The sequence below is a fragment of the Kosakonia sp. MH5 genome (assembly GCF_009935945.1).
Lineage (GTDB): Bacteria > Pseudomonadota > Gammaproteobacteria > Enterobacterales > Enterobacteriaceae > Kosakonia > Kosakonia radicincitans.
The window spans coordinates 172,783-189,418 of the sequence record NZ_QODH01000006.1; the positions used below are offsets into that span (position 1 = coordinate 172,783).

Sequence of the window (16,636 nt, forward strand, 5' to 3'; positions counted from 1 at the left end):
GTTGATTCATTTACGGTATAGTAAGTTTTAATTTACACAATTCGTAATAATTAAATCAGCACTCCCTATTTACAAATGGTTCGCTATGTCAAATCCCACTCGTCCTCTGAACAAACAGGATTATAAAACGCTGACGCTTGCTGCCCTCGGCGGTGCGCTGGAGTTTTACGATTTCATCATTTTCGTCTTCTTCGCCGCTGTCGTCGGCGAGCTTTTCTTCCCGGCGGATATTCCGGAATGGCTGCGCCAGGTGCAAACCTTTGGCATTTTTGCCGCCGGTTATCTGGCGCGTCCGCTCGGCGGTATTGTCATGGCGCACTTCGGCGATCTGGTCGGGCGCAAGAAAATGTTCACCCTGAGTATTCTGCTGATGGCGTTGCCGACGCTGGCGATTGGCTTGCTGCCAACGTACGCCTCAGCAGGCATTGTGGCACCGCTGTTGCTGCTATCAATGCGTGTTTTACAGGGCGCGGCCATCGGTGGCGAAGTGCCTGGCGCGTGGGTGTTTGTGGCGGAACATGTTCCGGCGCGTCGCATCGGTATTGCTTGCGGTACGTTGACTGCGGGCCTGACCGTAGGGATTTTGCTCGGTTCGGTGGTGGCGACGCTGGTTAATACCAGCATGACCCAGCAAGCTATTCATGATGGTGGCTGGCGTATTCCGTTCCTGCTGGGCGGCGCATTTGGCCTGGTGGCGATGTATCTGCGCCGCTGGTTGCAAGAAACACCGATCTTTCTTGAGATGCAGCAACGTAAAGCGCTGGCGCAGGAATTACCTGTTAAATCGGTCGTGCTGAAACATAAAAAAGCAGTGGTGATTTCCATGCTGCTGACCTGGCTGCTTTCCGCCGGGATTGTTGTGGTCATTTTGATGTCGCCGGTCTGGCTGCAAAAACAGTATGGCTTTGCTCCGGCCCTGACGTTGCAGGCCAACAGCATTGCGACCATTATGCTGTGCTTCGGTTGTCTGGCCGCCGGGCTGCTGGTCGATAAATTTGGTGCCAGTCGCACTTTTATCATTGGCAGCGTGCTGCTTGCCTGTACCAGTTGGTTCTTCTATCACCTGGTGGGCGCACACCCTGAGCAGCTTTTTGTCCTGTATGGCCTGGTGGGGTTGTGCGTTGGCGTGGTCGGCGCGGTTCCTTACGTGATGGTGCGGGCGTTTCCGGCGGAGGTTCGCTTCACGGGAATCTCATTCTCGTATAACGTTTCATACGCTATTTTCGGTGGCCTGACGCCGATTGCGGTGACCATGCTAATGGGCGTTTCGCCGATGGCGCCGGCCTGGTATGTACTGGCGTTGTCGCTGATTGGTCTGGCGCTGGGGATCTGGCTGCGCCAGGATCTCCATCATCAGGATAGCGTAGCGGAGCGACCGGTAGAGCAAGCATAAACAAACGGAGCCGCAGGCTCCGTTTTCAGTTTGAACGGCCGGGAATAATTAACAGCGAAATATCCTGTTTTTATGCGCCAATTTAATTAAGGACTGTAACGGCTGAGGGCGGGAAAATATCAGGAATAGTGGTATAGCAGAAATGCGAAGCCAGGCTTCGCATTTTAGAATTCAGCGCAGGAATTAATGCTTTTCACCAATTGGCAGAACTGTGCGTTCGAACTGTTCGTTCAGCACTTCGCCCATCGCCAGGTAGATGGCGCTCGCGCCGCAAACCAGACCGATCCAGCCCGCGACATGTACGATGCTTTCGTTATCAGCCAGATGACCTACCGCCAGCAGGGCGAACAGTATGGTCAGGCTCAGGAAAACGAACTGCAGCGCACGAGCGCCTTTCAGCGTGCCGAAGAACATAAACAGGGTGAAGACGCCCCAAATCCCCAGATAAACGCCAAGGAAGTGGCCGTTTGTCGCATCCGCAAGGCCCATTTTCGGAAACAGCAGAATAGCGACCAGCGTCAACCAGAAAGAACCGTAAGAGGTGAATGCAGTTAAACCAAAGGTGTTGCCTTTTTTATATTCAAGCAGGCCCGCGAGAATTTGTGCGATACCGCCATAGAAAATGCCCATCGCCAGAATAATGCCGTCCATTGGGAATAAACCAATATTGTGCAGGTTAAGCAGAATAGTGGTCATGCCGAAACCCATTAAGCCCAGCGGAGCCGGATTAGCCAACTTAGTGTTGCCCATAATTCCTCAAAATAAATCAATATGAAAAGGGAGAAATGAAAGTCCCCGCGCCCTGTTGAACTGGCGGGGCGCGGCATCATAAATAGCGGTAATGGGCCTGTCTATGATCTGAACAGGTGTAAATTAAAAAATTTTTTATCGTTTGCCCCTTGATGAGCCGCTTAGCGACCCCATCTTGTAGTCAACCGCAGTGTGTGGGCCTGAAAAAAAAACGATACAGGGTGGTTGAAACAGCACGTTTCGCCCTTATTACAGGTTCACAACCACATGATGACGAATTTTTAGTGGAGACGTTTAGATGGGTAAAATTATTGGTATCGACCTTGGGACAACCAACTCTTGTGTAGCCATTATGGATGGCACTCAGGCTCGTGTGCTGGAGAATGCTGAAGGCGATCGCACCACTCCTTCTATCATTGCTTACACACAGGATGGTGAAACTCTGGTAGGTCAGCCGGCTAAACGTCAGGCCGTGACGAACCCGCAAAACACCCTGTTTGCGATCAAACGCCTGATCGGCCGTCGCTTCCAGGACGAAGAAGTCCAGCGTGACGAAGCCATCATGCCGTACAAAATCATTGCTGCTGATAACGGCGATGCATGGCTTGATGTAAAAGGCACCAAAATGGCACCGCCGCAGATCTCTGCCGAAGTGCTGAAAAAAATGAAGAAAACTGCCGAAGATTACCTGGGCGAGCCGGTAACTGAAGCGGTTATCACCGTACCTGCTTACTTTAACGATGCTCAGCGCCAGGCAACCAAAGACGCTGGCCGTATCGCAGGTCTGGAAGTGAAACGTATCATTAACGAACCGACAGCGGCAGCGCTGGCCTACGGTCTGGATAAAGAAACCGGTAACCGCACCATCGCGGTTTACGACCTGGGCGGTGGTACGTTCGATATCTCTATCATCGAAATCGATGAAGTTGACGGCGAAAAAACCTTCGAAGTACTGGCTACTAACGGTGATACCCACCTGGGTGGTGAAGACTTCGATAGCCGCCTGATCAACTACCTGGTGGAAGAGTTCAAGAAAGATCAGGGTATCGATCTGCGCAACGATCCGCTGGCGATGCAGCGTCTGAAAGAAGCGGCAGAAAAAGCGAAAATCGAGCTTTCTTCCGCACAGCAGACCGACGTGAACCTGCCGTACATCACCGCAGACGCGACCGGTCCGAAACACATGAACATTAAAGTGACTCGCGCGAAACTGGAAAGCCTGGTGGAAGATCTGGTTAACCGTTCAATCGAGCCGCTGAAAGTTGCACTGCAGGATGCTGGCCTGTCCGTATCCGACATCAACGACGTGATCCTGGTCGGTGGCCAGACTCGTATGCCGATGGTGCAGAAAAAAGTGGCTGAGTTCTTCGGTAAAGAGCCGCGTAAAGACGTTAACCCGGATGAAGCCGTTGCTATCGGTGCTGCGGTTCAGGGCGGTGTTCTGACTGGTGAAGTTAAAGACGTTCTGTTGCTGGACGTTACCCCGCTGTCGCTGGGTATCGAAACCATGGGCGGCGTGATGACTGCGCTGATCAACAAAAACACCACCATCCCGACCAAGCACAGCCAGGTATTCTCTACTGCGGAAGATAACCAGTCCGCTGTAACCATCCATGTGCTGCAGGGTGAACGTAAACGTGCGTCCGATAACAAATCTCTGGGTCAGTTCAACCTGGATGGTATCAACCCGGCGCCGCGCGGTATGCCGCAGATTGAAGTCACCTTCGATATCGATGCTGACGGTATCCTGCACGTTTCCGCGAAAGACAAAAACAGCGGTAAAGAGCAGAAGATCACCATCAAGGCTTCTTCGGGTCTGAACGAAGAAGAAATCGCGAAAATGGTTCGTGAAGCAGAAGCGAATGCGGAATCTGACCGTAAATTCGAAGAGCTGGTGCAAACCCGTAACCAGGGCGATCATCTGCTGCACAGCACGCGTAAGCAGGTTGAAGAAGCAGGCGATAAACTGCCGGCAGAAGACAAAACGGCTATCGAGTCTGCACTGAGCGAGCTGGAAGTTGCGCTGAAAGGCGAAGACAAAGCTGAAATCGAAGCGAAAATGCAGGCGCTGGCGCAGGCTTCTCAGAAACTGCTGGAAATCGCGCAACAGCAGCACGCACAGCAGCAAGCGGGCGCTGATGCTTCCGCGAACAACGCGAAAGATGACGATGTTGTCGACGCCGAGTTCGAAGAAGTCAAAGACAAAAAATAATCGCCCTGATGCAGGGTAGATAACCAGCACGGGCGTCGGAGTTTTCTCCACGCCCGTGCTCGTATGTTAAGGGGCAGATAAACCGATGGCGAAGCAAGATTATTACGAGATTTTAGGCGTTCCGAAAACAGCGGAAGAGCGTGAAATCAAAAAGGCGTATAAACGCCTGGCCATGAAATATCACCCGGACCGCAACCAGGGCGATAAAGAGGCTGAAGCCAAATTTAAAGAAATAAAAGAAGCCTACGAAGTCCTGACCGATGCCCAAAAACGTGCGGCTTACGATCAGTACGGCCATGCTGCATTTGAGCAGGGCGGAATGGGTGGCGGTGGATTCGGCGGCGGCGGTTTTGGCGGCGGCGCTGACTTCAGTGATATTTTCGGCGATGTGTTCGGCGATATCTTCGGCGGGGGGCGTGGCCGTCAGCGTGCAGCCCGTGGCGCAGACCTGCGCTACAACATGGATCTGACGCTGGAAGAAGCGGTTCGCGGCGTCACCAAAGAGATTCGCATTCCGACGCTGGAAGAGTGTGACGTTTGCCACGGCAGCGGCGCTAAACCCGGCACTCAGCCGCAAACCTGTCCGACCTGTCATGGTTCCGGCCAGGTACAGATGCGCCAGGGGTTCTTTGCCGTACAGCAGACATGTCCGCACTGTCAGGGGCGCGGTACGCTAATTAAAGATCCGTGCAACAAATGTCACGGTCATGGCCGCGTGGAGAAATCCAAAACCCTGTCCGTCAAAATCCCGGCAGGTGTGGACACCGGCGATCGCATCCGCCTGAGCGGCGAAGGCGAAGCGGGTGAGCATGGCGCACCGGCAGGCGATCTGTACGTTCAGGTGCAGGTGAAACAGCACCCTATCTTCGAGCGTGAAGGCAATAACCTGTACTGCGAAGTGCCGATCAACTTTGCTATGGCGGCGCTGGGCGGTGAAATCGAAGTGCCGACGCTGGATGGTCGCGTGAAGCTGAAAGTACCCAGCGAAACCCAGACCGGTAAACTGTTCCGCATGCGCGGTAAGGGCGTGAAGTCCGTCCGTGGTGGCGCGCAGGGCGATCTGTTGTGCCGCGTCGTTGTTGAGACGCCGGTTGGCCTGAACGAAAAGCAGAAGCAACTGCTGAAAGATCTGCAGGACAGCTTTGGTGGCCCGACGGGCGAGAACAACAGCCCGCGCTCCAAGAGTTTCTTCGACGGTGTGAAAAAATTCTTCGATGATTTGACGCGCTAAGCCTTCTGCACCGCGTACATCAGGCCCGGCTTTATGCCGGGCTTTTTTTATCGTTTTTGCCACTACTCGGAAAAAGAGAATCTATACCCAATTATAATCTGATTTTATCGAGGATTCGCGAGGGGTAAGATAGTCCGCACAACGGAATAGTGAACGAGAGAATAACATGAAGCTTTTACAGCGTTTCTTTAGCAGCGATGCCGCTGGGGGCATCGTACTTATCATTGCGGCAGTGCTCGCAATGCTGTGTGCCAACCTCGGAGTAACACAGGATCTTTACCACAACTTCCTGTCGACGCCCGTCGAATTCAAGTTTGGTTCGCTGGAAATTAATAAAAATATGCTGCTATGGATCAACGATGCGTTGATGGCCGTATTTTTCCTGATGATTGGCCTGGAAGTGAAATATGAACTGGTCCAGGGCGCACTTGCCAGCCGTCAGCAGTCCGTATTTCCGGTGATTGCTGCCCTTGGCGGTATGGTTGCGCCCGCGCTGATCTTCCTGCTGTTCAATTTCCACGATCCACTGGCGCGACACGGTTGGGCTATTCCAACCGCGACGGATATTGCCTTTGCTCTCGGTGTCCTTGCTTTGCTGGGTAATCGCGTGCCTGTGGTGCTGAAAGTGTTTCTGATGGCGCTGGCGATCATTGACGATCTGGGGGCGATTATTATTATTGCCTTGTTCTACACCAGCGATCTCTCAACCACAGCGCTGGGTGTGGCGGCGGCATCCATTGCCGTGCTGGCGATACTGAATGCCTGTAATGTGCGGCGCGTCGGCATCTATATGCTGGTTGGGATAGTGTTGTGGACGGCGGTGCTAAAATCTGGTGTCCACGCGACGCTCGCCGGGGTGGTTGTTGGTTTCTTTGTTCCGCTGCGCGAGCAGAACGGTGTTTCTCCGGCCCGCCAACTGGTCGATGCGATTCATCCGTGGGTTGGATGGCTGATCCTTCCATTATTTGCTTTTGCGAATGCAGGCGTATCGCTAAGCGGCATGTCTGTATCCGGGCTGGGAGATGTGCTGCCGTTAGGCATTATTGCCGGGCTGGTTCTTGGTAAGCCGCTGGGTATCACAATATTCTGCTGGCTGGCGTTACGTTTTAAGCTGGCGAAGTTACCGCAGGGCGCTGCATTTAAGCAGATTATGTCGGTAGGCGTGCTGTGCGGCATTGGCTTTACCATGTCGATTTTCATCGCTTCGCTGGCCTTTGGCGATGCCCATGAGGAGATGATTGCGTGGAGTAAATTGGGGATCCTCACCGGCTCGATTATCTCAGCAGTGGCGGGTTATTGCCTGCTGCGTACGCGGATCGTTCGCGCTTAGCGACGGGAGTGAGTAGAGGGCTATGTCGTATATCAATTACAACCATTTGTATTACTTCTGGCACGTCTACCGTGAAGGCTCCGTCGTTGGTGCGGCGGAGTCGCTCTTTCTGACGCCGCAGACTATTACCGGGCAAATTAAATCCCTTGAGGAGCGGCTACAAGGCAAGCTCTTCAAACGTAAGGGCAGGGGACTGGAACCGACAGAGTTGGGCGAACTGGTGTTCCGCTACGCGGATAAGATGTTCACGCTCAGTCAGGAGATGCTTGACATCATTAACTACCGCAAAGAGTCCAGCCTGTTATTTGATGTCGGCGTGGCGGACGCGCTCTCCAAGCGGCTGGTCAGCAATATCCTCAGTGCGGCGGTAAGCGAGGGCGAGCCGATCCATTTGCGCTGTTTTGAATCGACGCATGAACTTCTGCTGGAGCAGCTAAGCCAGCATAAACTCGACATGATTATCTCTGACTGCCCGATCGATTCCACTCAGCAAGAGGGGCTTTTTTCGGTGAAAATTGGCGAATGCAGCGTCAGTTTTTGGGGCAGTAATCCGCGGTCTCAAACGCCTTTTCCGTTTTGTTTGCAGGAACGGCGCTTATTGATCCCAGGGCGACGTTCAATGCTGGGGCGCAGGCTGCTGAACTGGTTCAATGCGCAAGGTTTGCAGGTGGAGATTCTGGGGGAGTTTGATGATGCCGCGCTGATGAAGGCGTTTGGCACCGCGCACAATGCTATTTTTGTTGCCCCGACGCGTTACGCTCACGATCTTTTTGCCGATGAAAGCATGGTTGAAATTGGTCGGGTGGATAATGTAATGGAGGAGTATCACGCGATTTTTGCCGAGCGGATGATTCAGCATCCTGCAGTGCAGCGTATCTGCAATCAGGATTACTCGACACTTTTCGACCTGCCGCAGAAATAAAAAAACCCGCCGAAGCGGGTTTCTTCACAAAGCCAACAAACGTAGCGATTAAGCCAGTTTGTTGATCTGCGCGGTCAGGTTAGCCTTATGGCGCGCTGCTTTGTTTTTGTGGATCAGACCTTTAGCGGCCTGACGATCCACGATCGGTTGCATGTCGTTAAATGCTTTCTGCGCAGCCGCTTTGTCGCCTGATTCAATTGCTGCGTATACTTTCTTGATGAAAGTACGCATCATTGAGCGACGGCTTGCGTTGTGCTTGCGGGCCTTTTCAGACTGAACGGCACGCTTCTTAGCTGATTTGATATTAGCCAAGGTCCAACTCCCAAATATGATCTTTATGGACAATTCAAAGGCCGGGGAATATGCCCTTTTAGCCTTCTTTTGTCAATGGATTTGTGCAAATAAGCGCCGTTAAGATACAACGCTCGTTACGTAGTGATGGCGCAAGATTCTAACAGCTTGCTTGTCGCGAATACAGCTTTTCCACCAGAAAAATCGCTCACGGTGCCAGATTTTCATGCCAGCAGCGGGCAGCCTGATGAAATCCTTCTCCTTTCTGCTTTGTGAAGGCAATCGTCGGTTAACGTTGCCCGTTGTACAAGGTATAATCCGACGATTTTCACTGTTTTGAGCCAGACATGAAGCTGATACGCGGCATACATAACCTCAGCCAGGCCCCCCACGGGTGTGTGCTGACGATTGGTAATTTCGATGGCGTGCATCGTGGCCATCAGGCGCTTTTACAAGGGCTTGGCGCAGAAGGCCGGGCGCGTGGTTTGCCGGTGGTGGTGATGATCTTTGAACCGCAACCGCTGGAACTGTTCGCCGGGCAGAAAGCCCCTGCGCGTCTTACCCGGCTGCGTGAAAAGCTGCGCTGGCTGGCGGGTTGCGGCGCGGATTACGTGCTGTGCGTCCGTTTTGACCGCCGTTTTGCGGCATTCACCGCACAAACCTTTGTCAGCGAACTGCTGGTTGACCGCCTTGGTGTGAAATTTCTCGCAGTGGGTGACGATTTCCGTTTTGGCGCTGGTCGCCAGGGGGATTTCTTGTTATTACAGAAGGCCGGTCAGAAATATGGCTTTGACGTCACCAGTACGCAAACTTTCTTTGATGGCGGCGTTCGTGTGAGCAGCACGGCGGTGCGTCAGGCGTTGGCTGACGACAATCTTGAGCTGGCTGAACAATTGCTCGGCCACCCATTCAGTATCTCCGGGCGCGTGGTGCACGGCGATGAACTGGGGCGCACCATTGGTTTCCCGACGGCGAATTTACCGCTGCGCCGTCAGGTCTCCCCGGTAAAAGGGGTATATGCGGTGGAAGTGGCTGGATTGGGCGATACGCTTTACCCGGGCGTTGCCAATATCGGCACGCGCCCGACGGTTGCAGGCGTGCGCCAGCAACTGGAAGTGCATCTGTTGGATGTTGTAATAGACCTCTACGGGCGCCATATAGATGTCGTGTTGCGTAAAAAATTACGCAATGAACAGCGATTTGCCTCGCTCGATGAGCTGAAAGCGCAAATCGCCCGCGATGAGGTAGCGGCCCGCGAGTTTTTTGGGCTATCTAAACCGGCTTCTTAAGGCCTGGTGGTATTAATCAAACCGAAATACGGAACCGAGAATCTGATGAGTGACTATAAATCTACCCTGAATTTGCCGGAAACAGGGTTCCCGATGCGCGGCGATCTCGCCAAGCGTGAGCCGGGAATGCTGGCGCGTTGGACTGATGATGACCTGTACGGCATCATCCGTGCAGCGAAAAAAGGCAAAAAAACCTTCATTCTGCATGATGGCCCTCCATATGCGAATGGCAGCATTCATATTGGTCACTCGGTTAACAAGATTCTGAAAGACATTATTGTGAAGTCCAAAGGACTCGCAGGTTATGACTCTCCCTATGTTCCGGGTTGGGACTGCCACGGTCTGCCTATCGAGCTGAAAGTGGAGCAGGAGTTCGGCAAGCCGGGTGAGAAATTCACCGCTGCTGAGTTCCGCGCCAAATGCCGTGAATATGCCGCAACTCAGGTTGATGGTCAGCGCAAAGACTTTATCCGTCTCGGTGTGCTGGGCGACTGGTCGCACCCGTACCTGACCATGGATTTCAAAACCGAAGCCAATATTATCCGCGCGCTGGGCAAAATCATCGGCAATGGCCACCTGCTTAAAGGTGCCAAGCCGGTGCACTGGTGTGTTGACTGCCGTTCCGCGTTGGCGGAAGCAGAAGTGGAGTATTACGACAAAACGTCGCCGTCCATCGACGTGGCGTTCCACGCTGTTGACCAGGAGGCAGTAAAAGCCAAATTTGGCGTTGCATCAGTTAACGGCCCGGTTTCACTGGTTATCTGGACCACTACGCCGTGGACACTGCCGGCTAACCGCGCAATTTCTCTCGCGCCGGAATTTGAGTATGCGCTGGTGCAGATTGATGGTCAGGCGCTGATCCTGGCGAAAGATCTGGTCGAGAGCGTGATGAAACGCATCGGCACCGCAGAATACAACGTGCTGGGTACGGTGAAAGGCGCAGAGCTGGAGCTGATGCGCTTTAAACATCCGTTCCTGGATTTTGATGTTCCTGCGATCCTCGGCGATCACGTTACGCTGGAAGCCGGTACCGGTGCGGTTCATACCGCTGGCGGTCACGGCCCGGACGACTACACCATCAGCCTGAAATACGGTCTGGAAATCGCCAACCCGGTTGGACCGGACGGTGCCTATCTGCCAGGTACTTACCCGACGCTGGATGGCGTAAATGTGTTCAAAGCAAACGACATCATCGTGGCGCTGCTGACGGAAAAAGGCGCGCTGCTGCACGTTGAAAAGATGCAGCACAGCTATCCGTGTTGCTGGCGTCATAAATCGCCGATTATCTTCCGTGCGACGCCGCAGTGGTTTGTCAGCATGGACCAGAAAGGTCTGCGTGCACAGTCGCTGAGCGAAATCAAAGGGGTGCAGTGGATCCCGGACTGGGGCCAGGCGCGTATCGAATCGATGGTCGCCAACCGTCCTGACTGGTGTATCTCCCGCCAGCGTACCTGGGGTGTTCCGATGTCGCTGTTCGTGCACAAAGACACCGAAGAGCTGCATCCGCGCACGCTGGAGCTGATCGAAGCCGTTGCCAAACGCGTTGAAGCCGACGGTATTCAGGCATGGTGGGATCTCGACCCGCGCGACATCATGGGCGATGACGCTGACAACTATGTCAAAGTGCCGGATACGCTGGACGTCTGGTTCGATTCTGGTTCAACTCATGCTTCCGTGGTTGATGTGCGCCCGGAGTTTGCTGGTCACGCAGCGGATATGTATCTGGAAGGTTCGGATCAGCATCGCGGCTGGTTTATGTCCTCGCTGATGATTTCCACGGCGATGAAGGGCAAAGCGCCGTACCGTCAGGTGCTGACTCACGGTTTCACCGTGGATGGTCAGGGCCGTAAGATGTCCAAATCCATCGGCAACACCGTTTCCCCGCAGGATGTGATGAACAAACTGGGCGCGGATATCCTGCGCCTGTGGGTCGCTTCCACTGATTACACCGGCGAAATGGCGGTTTCTGACGAGATCCTGAAACGCGCAGCGGACAGCTATCGTCGTATCCGTAACACAGCGCGCTTCTTGCTGGCGAACCTCAACGGCTTCGATCCGGTGAAAGACATGGTGAAACCGGAAGAGATGGTCGTGCTGGATCGCTGGGCGGTCGGCTGTGCGAAAGCGGCTCAGGAAGACATTGTTCAGGCCTATGATTCCTATGATTTCCACGAAGTGGTACAACGCCTGATGCGTTTCTGCTCCATCGAAATGGGGTCGTTCTACCTCGACATCATCAAAGACCGCCAGTACACCGCGAAAGCGGACAGCGTGGCGCGTCGCAGCTGCCAGACCGCGCTGTACCACATCGCGGAAGCGCTGGTGCGCTGGATGGCGCCAATCATGTCCTTTACTGCCGATGAAATCTGGGGCTACCTGCCGGGCGATCGTGAGAAGTATGTCTTTACCGGCGAGTGGTACGAAGGCCTGTTCGGCCTGGCGGAAAGCGAAGCGATGAACGACGCCTTCTGGGACGAGCTGTTGAAGGTGCGCGGTGAAGTGAACAAGGTGATTGAACAGGCGCGCGCTGACAAGAAAGTCGGTGGCTCTCTGGAAGCGGCAGTTACGCTGTTCGCCGAGCCGGAACTGGCGGCGAAGCTGACTGCGCTGGGCGACGAATTGCGATTTGTCCTGTTGACCTCCGGGGCGAAAGTTGCGGATTATGCCAGCGCTTCAGCGGACGCTCAGCAGAGCGAACTGCTCAAAGGGCTGAAAGTCGCGCTGAGCAAAGCCGAAGGTGATAAGTGCCCGCGCTGCTGGCATTACACCAATGATGTCGGCCAGGTGGCGGAACACGCAGATATCTGCGGACGCTGTGTGAGCAACGTCGCCGGTGACGGCGAAAAACGTAAGTTTGCCTGATGAGTAAGCCTCTCTGTTCTACAGGACTGCGCTGGCTGTGGCTGGTTGTGGTTGTGCTGATTATCGATCTGGGCAGTAAGTACCTGATCCTCCAGAACTTTGCTCTGGGGGATACGGTGTCGCTGTTCCCATCGCTCAATCTGCACTATGCGCGTAACTATGGCGCGGCATTCAGTTTTATGGCGGACAGCGGCGGCTGGCAGCGCTGGTTCTTTGCCGGTATCGCTATCGGTATCTGCGTGGTGCTGACGGTGCTGATGTATCGTGGGAAAGCCGCGCAAAAGCTGAATAACATCGCTTATGCGCTGATTATCGGCGGTGCGCTCGGTAATCTCTTCGACCGCTTATGGCATGGCTTCGTCGTCGATATGATCGATTTCTACGTCGGCGACTGGCATTTTGCTACCTTTAACCTTGCCGATAGCGCAATTTGTATCGGCGCGGCGCTGATTGTGCTGGAAGGCTTTTTGCCTAAACCTGCAGCGAAAGAGCAGGTTTAAATGTAAATACCGGGCGGCGCTTTGCTTGCCCGGCCTACAGAATTTGTGGCCGCTTGTTTGCCCGGTAAGCAAAGCGCTACCGGGCAAACGGGTGAGTCAAAACAAGCGAGCAACCTGCATGTCTAAATCCGTACAGAGCGATAGCGCAGTGCTGGTGCACTTCACGCTCAAGCTCGAAGATGGCTCTCTTGCCGAGTCAACCCGCAACAACGGCAAACCGGCGCTGTTTCGTCTGGGCGACGGTTCGCTCTCCGAGGGGCTGGAGCAACATCTGCTGGGTCTGAAAGCCGGGGAGAAAAAGGTTTTCTCTCTCGAACCGGATGCCGCTTTCGGTACGCCGAGCCCGGATCTGATTCAGTACTTCTCCCGCCGTGAGTTTATGGATGCCGGGGAGCCTGAAATCGGGGCGATTATGCTCTTTACCGCAATGGATGGCAGCGAAATGCCGGGCGTGATCCGTGAAATTAACGGCGACTCTATCACCGTCGATTTCAACCATCCGCTGGCGGGCAGAACCGTCCACTTTGATGTCGATGTACTGGAAGTTGATCCGGTACTGGAGGAAACAAATGCAGATCCTGTTGGCTAACCCGCGCGGTTTTTGCGCCGGCGTTGACCGCGCTATCAGCATTGTTGAAAACGCGCTGGCTCTGTACGGCGCGCCAATTTATGTGCGTCACGAAGTGGTGCACAACCGTTATGTTGTTGATAGCCTGCGCGAGCGCGGGGCTATTTTCATTGAGCAGTTAAGTGAAGTGCCGGATGGCGCAATCCTGATTTTTTCTGCCCATGGTGTTTCCCAGGCGGTACGTAACGAAGCGAAAAGCCGCGATCTGACGGTTTTCGACGCCACCTGTCCGTTGGTGACAAAAGTGCATATGGAAGTGGCTCGCGCCAGCCGACGCGGTGAGGAAGCGATCCTGATCGGTCACGCAGGGCATCCTGAAGTAGAAGGTACAATGGGGCAGTACAGCAACCCGAAAGGGGGTATGTACCTGGTTGAATCGCCTGCCGATGTTGCTACGCTCAACATCAAAGATGCGGGTAAACTGTCATTTATGACGCAGACCACGCTCTCAGTGGACGATACTTCTGATGTTATTGACGCACTGCGCGCCCGCTTCCCGCAGATTGTTGGCCCGCGTAAAGATGACATCTGTTACGCCACGACTAACCGCCAGGAAGCGGTGCGGGCGCTGGCTGAACAGGCGGAAGTGGTGCTGGTAGTCGGCTCGAAAAACTCTTCCAACTCCAACCGTCTGGCCGAGCTGGCGCAGCGGATGGGGAAAAGCGCTTATTTGATTGATGACGCTTCTGATATCCAGGAAGCCTGGGTTAAAGACATCAAATGTGTAGGCGTAACCGCCGGTGCCTCCGCGCCGGACATTCTTGTGCAGAACGTGATTGCCCGCCTGCAGGAGCTGGGCGGCGGTGAAGCCATCCCGCTGGAAGGTCGTGAAGAAAACATTGTCTTTGAAGTGCCAAAAGAGCTAAGGGTTGATGTTCGCGAGGTCGAATAACATTTTGCCCTAAACTTTATGCGAAGATGCCAGACTGAGTCTGGCATTTTTTATGGATTTCACTTCAGGAGGCACTATGCGTTTGCCAATGATTCTTGACACCGATCCGGGCATTGACGATGCCGTTGCCATTGCTGCCGCGCTGTATGCACCGCAGTGCGAACTTAAACTGATTACCACCGTCGCCGGTAATGTCTCGCTGGAAAAAACTACTCGCAACGCCCTGCAACTGCTCAACTTCTGGCAGGCCGATATCCCGCTGGCGCAAGGGGCGTCGACGCCCCTATTGCGCCCGCTGCACAGCGCCGCCGAAGTGCACGGGGAGTCCGGCATGGATGGCTACGACTTTGTCGAGCATCAGCGCCAGCCTCTGGCTAAACCGGCATTTCAGGCAATACGCGATACGCTAATGGCGTCTGCTGAACCCGTTACGCTGGTGACCATCGGCCCGTTAACCAATATCGCGCTGCTGCTGTCACACTACCCGGAGTGCCAGTTCAATATCCGTCGTCTGGTGATGATGGGGGGCTCCGCCGGGCGGGGTAACTTCACACCAAACGCTGAATTCAATATTGCTATCGATCCCGAAGCTGCTGCCCGTGTTTTTCAGAGCGGCCTTGAGATCGTGATGTGCGGGCTGGATGTCACGAATCGGGCGACGTTGACGCCTGAGTTCCTCGCGACGCTGCCCGCGCTCAACAAAACCGGGCATATGCTGCATGCTCTGTTTAGTCACTATCGTAGCGGTAGCATGACCAGCGAGCTGCGTATGCACGATCTCTGCGCGATTGCCTGGCTGGCCCGTCCGGAACTGTTTACGCTGAAATCCTGTTTTGTGGCGGTGGAGACGCAGGGGCAATACACCTCCGGCACAACGGTGGTGGATATCGACGGCAAGCTGAAGCAGAAACCGAATGCGCAGGTTGCGCTGGATATTGATGTTGAGGGTTTTCGTCACTGGGTGGCAGAAGTGCTGGCACTCGCGCCCTGATGAATCATGCCTTTTACTGATATTTCCGGCTGTATATCATTAATTTCTAATTATCGGTGTTTTCGGCTGGTGGCCCCGGCGTGGGCTGGTTAATCTGGAAACGATTCTTACGCATTTTTTTAACAAAAGAGTACAACTATGTATGATGCACCAATCCGCGTAGCCATCGCGGGTGCCGGCGGGCGTATGGGCCGCCAATTGATTCAGGCCACACTGGCTATGGACGGCGTGGCGCTTGGCGCGGTTCTGGAACGTGAAGGGTCCTCCCTGGCAGGTGTCGACGCGGGTGAACTGGCCGGTATGGCGAAAACCGGTGTGACGGTACAGAGCAGCCTTGATGCAGTGAAAGACGATTTCGACGTATTTATCGACTTTACTCGCCCGGAAGGGACGCTGGCGCATCTGGCCTTTTGCCGCCAGCAGCGCAAAGGCATGGTCATTGGTACGACCGGGTTTGACGACGCGGGCAAACAGGCAATTAGCGATGCCTCGCAAGACATCGCGATTGTCTTCGCGGCGAACTTTAGCGTTGGCGTAAATGTGATGCTGAAGCTGCTGGAGAAAGCGGCGAAAGTGATGGGTGATTACACCGATATCGAAATCGTTGAAGCGCATCACCGCTATAAAGTTGATGCGCCGTCGGGCACGGCGCTGGCGATGGGAGAAGCCATCGCGAAGTCTCTGAATAAACATTTAAAAGAGTGTGCGGTTTATTCACGTGAAGGGCATACCGGTGAGCGTGTCCCTGGCACGATTGGCTTTGCCACGGTGCGTGCAGGTGACATCGTCGGCGAACATACGGCTATGTTCGCCGATATTGGCGAACGTGTAGAAATTACGCATAAAGCCTCCAGCCGCATGACTTTTGCCAATGGTGCCGTGCGTTCTGCTTTGTGGCTGAAAGGAAAGCATAATGGACTTTTTGATATGCGAGATGTGCTTGATCTCAACAATTTGTAAGAGTTATTACCCATCGTGATGTGGTTGTTGCAGTCGTAATTACTTGATTGCAAAGGGCAGTATTTTATTGCCCTTTTATTTTCTCTTTTTTCCTCTATTTTTCATGCCTGAGTGGTCTAATCTTTACTTATCTTCTGTTTTTTTCGCGCTGAAATGTAAATTTTGACCGTTTGGTCCACTTTCTTGTGCCAGGATCGCCTATCCCGAAGTTTTCTTGCTACGAAAGCGTTTTCGTGGCTGGTTTTTTTGATCTTTTTGTCTGTTAAATCCAGTAATGAAGGGCAGTGGCGTAAAAGACTAAGAAAAATATGTGAGAAAAGTTGACTTTTAACCTACATCTCTCCAGAATGCCGCCGTTTGCCAAAAATCCACGGCCAGCAAATTT

Annotated in this window: 14 protein-coding genes and 1 pseudogene; 13 read left to right on the forward strand and 2 right to left on the reverse strand. The window is 53.9% G+C overall.

Features of this window, described 5'->3' with window-relative positions; genetic code table 11:
• Positions 1–85 precede the first annotated feature (85 nt).
• On the forward strand, positions 86–1,393 hold the full coding sequence (locus DK872_RS16980) for an MFS transporter (RefSeq protein WP_007373071.1): 1,308 nt from the start codon (positions 86–88) through the stop codon (positions 1,391–1,393).
• 183 nt (positions 1,394–1,576) lie between these two features.
• Here DK872_RS16980 and satP read toward each other — a convergent pair whose 3' ends face one another.
• A complete protein-coding gene (gene satP / locus DK872_RS16985) occupies positions 1,577–2,143 on the reverse strand; it encodes an acetate uptake transporter (RefSeq protein WP_007373072.1) in 567 nt (188 codons plus the stop codon).
• Between the two features lie 298 nt (positions 2,144–2,441).
• Here satP and dnaK point away from each other — a divergent pair, with 298 nt between their 5' ends.
• The 4 genes from dnaK (at position 2,442) to nhaR (ending at position 7,838) form a co-directional block, all read left to right on the forward strand.
• A complete protein-coding gene (dnaK, locus tag DK872_RS16990; RefSeq protein WP_007373080.1) occupies positions 2,442–4,355 on the forward strand; it encodes a molecular chaperone DnaK in 1,914 nt (637 codons plus the stop codon).
• A gap of 85 nt (positions 4,356–4,440) precedes the next feature.
• On the forward strand, positions 4,441–5,586 hold the full coding sequence (gene dnaJ / locus DK872_RS16995) for a molecular chaperone DnaJ (RefSeq protein ID WP_007373081.1): 1,146 nt from the start codon (positions 4,441–4,443) through the stop codon (positions 5,584–5,586).
• Positions 5,587–5,752: 166 nt separating this feature from the next.
• Positions 5,753–6,916, forward strand: coding sequence for a Na+/H+ antiporter NhaA (gene nhaA / locus DK872_RS17000; protein WP_161518577.1), 1,164 nt, complete (start codon positions 5,753–5,755; stop codon positions 6,914–6,916).
• 22 nt (positions 6,917–6,938) lie between these two features.
• Positions 6,939–7,838 carry a transcriptional activator NhaR gene (gene nhaR, locus DK872_RS17005; RefSeq protein ID WP_007373083.1) on the forward strand — a complete coding sequence of 300 codons (900 nt, stop codon included), beginning with the start codon at positions 6,939–6,941 and terminating at the stop codon, positions 7,836–7,838.
• Positions 7,839–7,886: 48 nt separating this feature from the next.
• Here the strand turns inward: nhaR and rpsT are convergent, their stop codons facing one another.
• Complete coding sequence (rpsT, locus tag DK872_RS17010; protein WP_035886553.1) at positions 7,887–8,150, reverse strand: 30S ribosomal protein S20; 264 nt, start codon at positions 8,148–8,150, stop codon at positions 7,887–7,889.
• 104 nt (positions 8,151–8,254) lie between these two features.
• Here rpsT and DK872_RS28025 point away from each other — a divergent pair.
• From DK872_RS28025 to dapB, 8 genes and pseudogenes are all read left to right on the forward strand, one after another.
• Positions 8,255–8,469 (forward strand): annotated as a pseudogene (locus DK872_RS28025) (DUF2575 domain-containing protein).
• 7 nt (positions 8,470–8,476) lie between these two features.
• On the forward strand, positions 8,477–9,418 hold the full coding sequence (gene ribF, locus DK872_RS17020) for a bifunctional riboflavin kinase/FAD synthetase (RefSeq protein WP_161518578.1): 942 nt from the start codon (positions 8,477–8,479) through the stop codon (positions 9,416–9,418).
• Positions 9,419–9,463: 45 nt separating this feature from the next.
• Positions 9,464–12,280, forward strand: a complete 2,817-nt coding sequence (gene ileS, locus DK872_RS17025; protein WP_071920195.1) for an isoleucine--tRNA ligase — start codon at positions 9,464–9,466, stop codon at positions 12,278–12,280.
• Positions 12,280–12,780 carry a signal peptidase II gene (gene lspA, locus DK872_RS17030; protein WP_007373088.1) on the forward strand — a complete coding sequence of 167 codons (501 nt, stop codon included), beginning with the start codon at positions 12,280–12,282 and terminating at the stop codon, positions 12,778–12,780. Before ileS ends, lspA begins: the two co-directional genes overlap by 1 nt.
• Before the next feature lie 118 nt (positions 12,781–12,898).
• Positions 12,899–13,369: an FKBP-type peptidyl-prolyl cis-trans isomerase gene (fkpB, locus tag DK872_RS17035; protein WP_007373089.1), complete on the forward strand. Its 471-nt coding sequence runs from the start codon at positions 12,899–12,901 to the stop codon at positions 13,367–13,369.
• Positions 13,350–14,300: a 4-hydroxy-3-methylbut-2-enyl diphosphate reductase gene (gene ispH, locus DK872_RS17040; RefSeq protein WP_007373090.1), complete on the forward strand. Its 951-nt coding sequence runs from the start codon at positions 13,350–13,352 to the stop codon at positions 14,298–14,300. The genes fkpB and ispH overlap by 20 nt, the downstream gene beginning before the upstream one ends.
• A 76-nt stretch (positions 14,301–14,376) precedes the next feature.
• Complete coding sequence (gene rihC, locus DK872_RS17045; protein ID WP_161518579.1) at positions 14,377–15,291, forward strand: ribonucleoside hydrolase RihC; 915 nt, start codon at positions 14,377–14,379, stop codon at positions 15,289–15,291.
• Positions 15,292–15,429: 138 nt separating this feature from the next.
• Complete coding sequence (gene dapB / locus DK872_RS17050) at positions 15,430–16,251, forward strand: 4-hydroxy-tetrahydrodipicolinate reductase (protein ID WP_161518580.1); 822 nt, start codon at positions 15,430–15,432, stop codon at positions 16,249–16,251.
• Positions 16,252–16,636: the final 385 nt, after the last annotated feature.

Excerpts from the sequence above, each read along its gene's own strand:
- ribF (WP_161518578.1), top strand. The coding sequence starts at position 8,477 with ATGAAGCTGATACGCGGCATACATAACCTCAGCCAGGCCCCCCACGGG.
- satP (WP_007373072.1), bottom strand. The coding sequence starts at position 2,143 with ATGGGCAACACTAAGTTGGCTAATCCGGCTCCGCTGGGCTTAATGGGT.
- nhaA (WP_161518577.1), top strand. The coding sequence starts at position 5,753 with ATGAAGCTTTTACAGCGTTTCTTTAGCAGCGATGCCGCTGGGGGCATC.
- dnaK (WP_007373080.1), top strand. The coding sequence starts at position 2,442 with ATGGGTAAAATTATTGGTATCGACCTTGGGACAACCAACTCTTGTGTA.
- lspA (WP_007373088.1), top strand. The coding sequence starts at position 12,280 with ATGAGTAAGCCTCTCTGTTCTACAGGACTGCGCTGGCTGTGGCTGGTT.
- rihC (WP_161518579.1), top strand. The coding sequence starts at position 14,377 with ATGCGTTTGCCAATGATTCTTGACACCGATCCGGGCATTGACGATGCC.
- dapB (WP_161518580.1), top strand. The coding sequence starts at position 15,430 with ATGTATGATGCACCAATCCGCGTAGCCATCGCGGGTGCCGGCGGGCGT.
- dnaJ (WP_007373081.1), top strand. The coding sequence starts at position 4,441 with ATGGCGAAGCAAGATTATTACGAGATTTTAGGCGTTCCGAAAACAGCG.
- DK872_RS16980 (WP_007373071.1), top strand. The coding sequence starts at position 86 with ATGTCAAATCCCACTCGTCCTCTGAACAAACAGGATTATAAAACGCTG.
- ileS (WP_071920195.1), top strand. The coding sequence starts at position 9,464 with ATGAGTGACTATAAATCTACCCTGAATTTGCCGGAAACAGGGTTCCCG.
- nhaR (WP_007373083.1), top strand. The coding sequence starts at position 6,939 with ATGTCGTATATCAATTACAACCATTTGTATTACTTCTGGCACGTCTAC.
- fkpB (WP_007373089.1), top strand. The coding sequence starts at position 12,899 with ATGTCTAAATCCGTACAGAGCGATAGCGCAGTGCTGGTGCACTTCACG.
- ispH (WP_007373090.1), top strand. The coding sequence starts at position 13,350 with ATGCAGATCCTGTTGGCTAACCCGCGCGGTTTTTGCGCCGGCGTTGAC.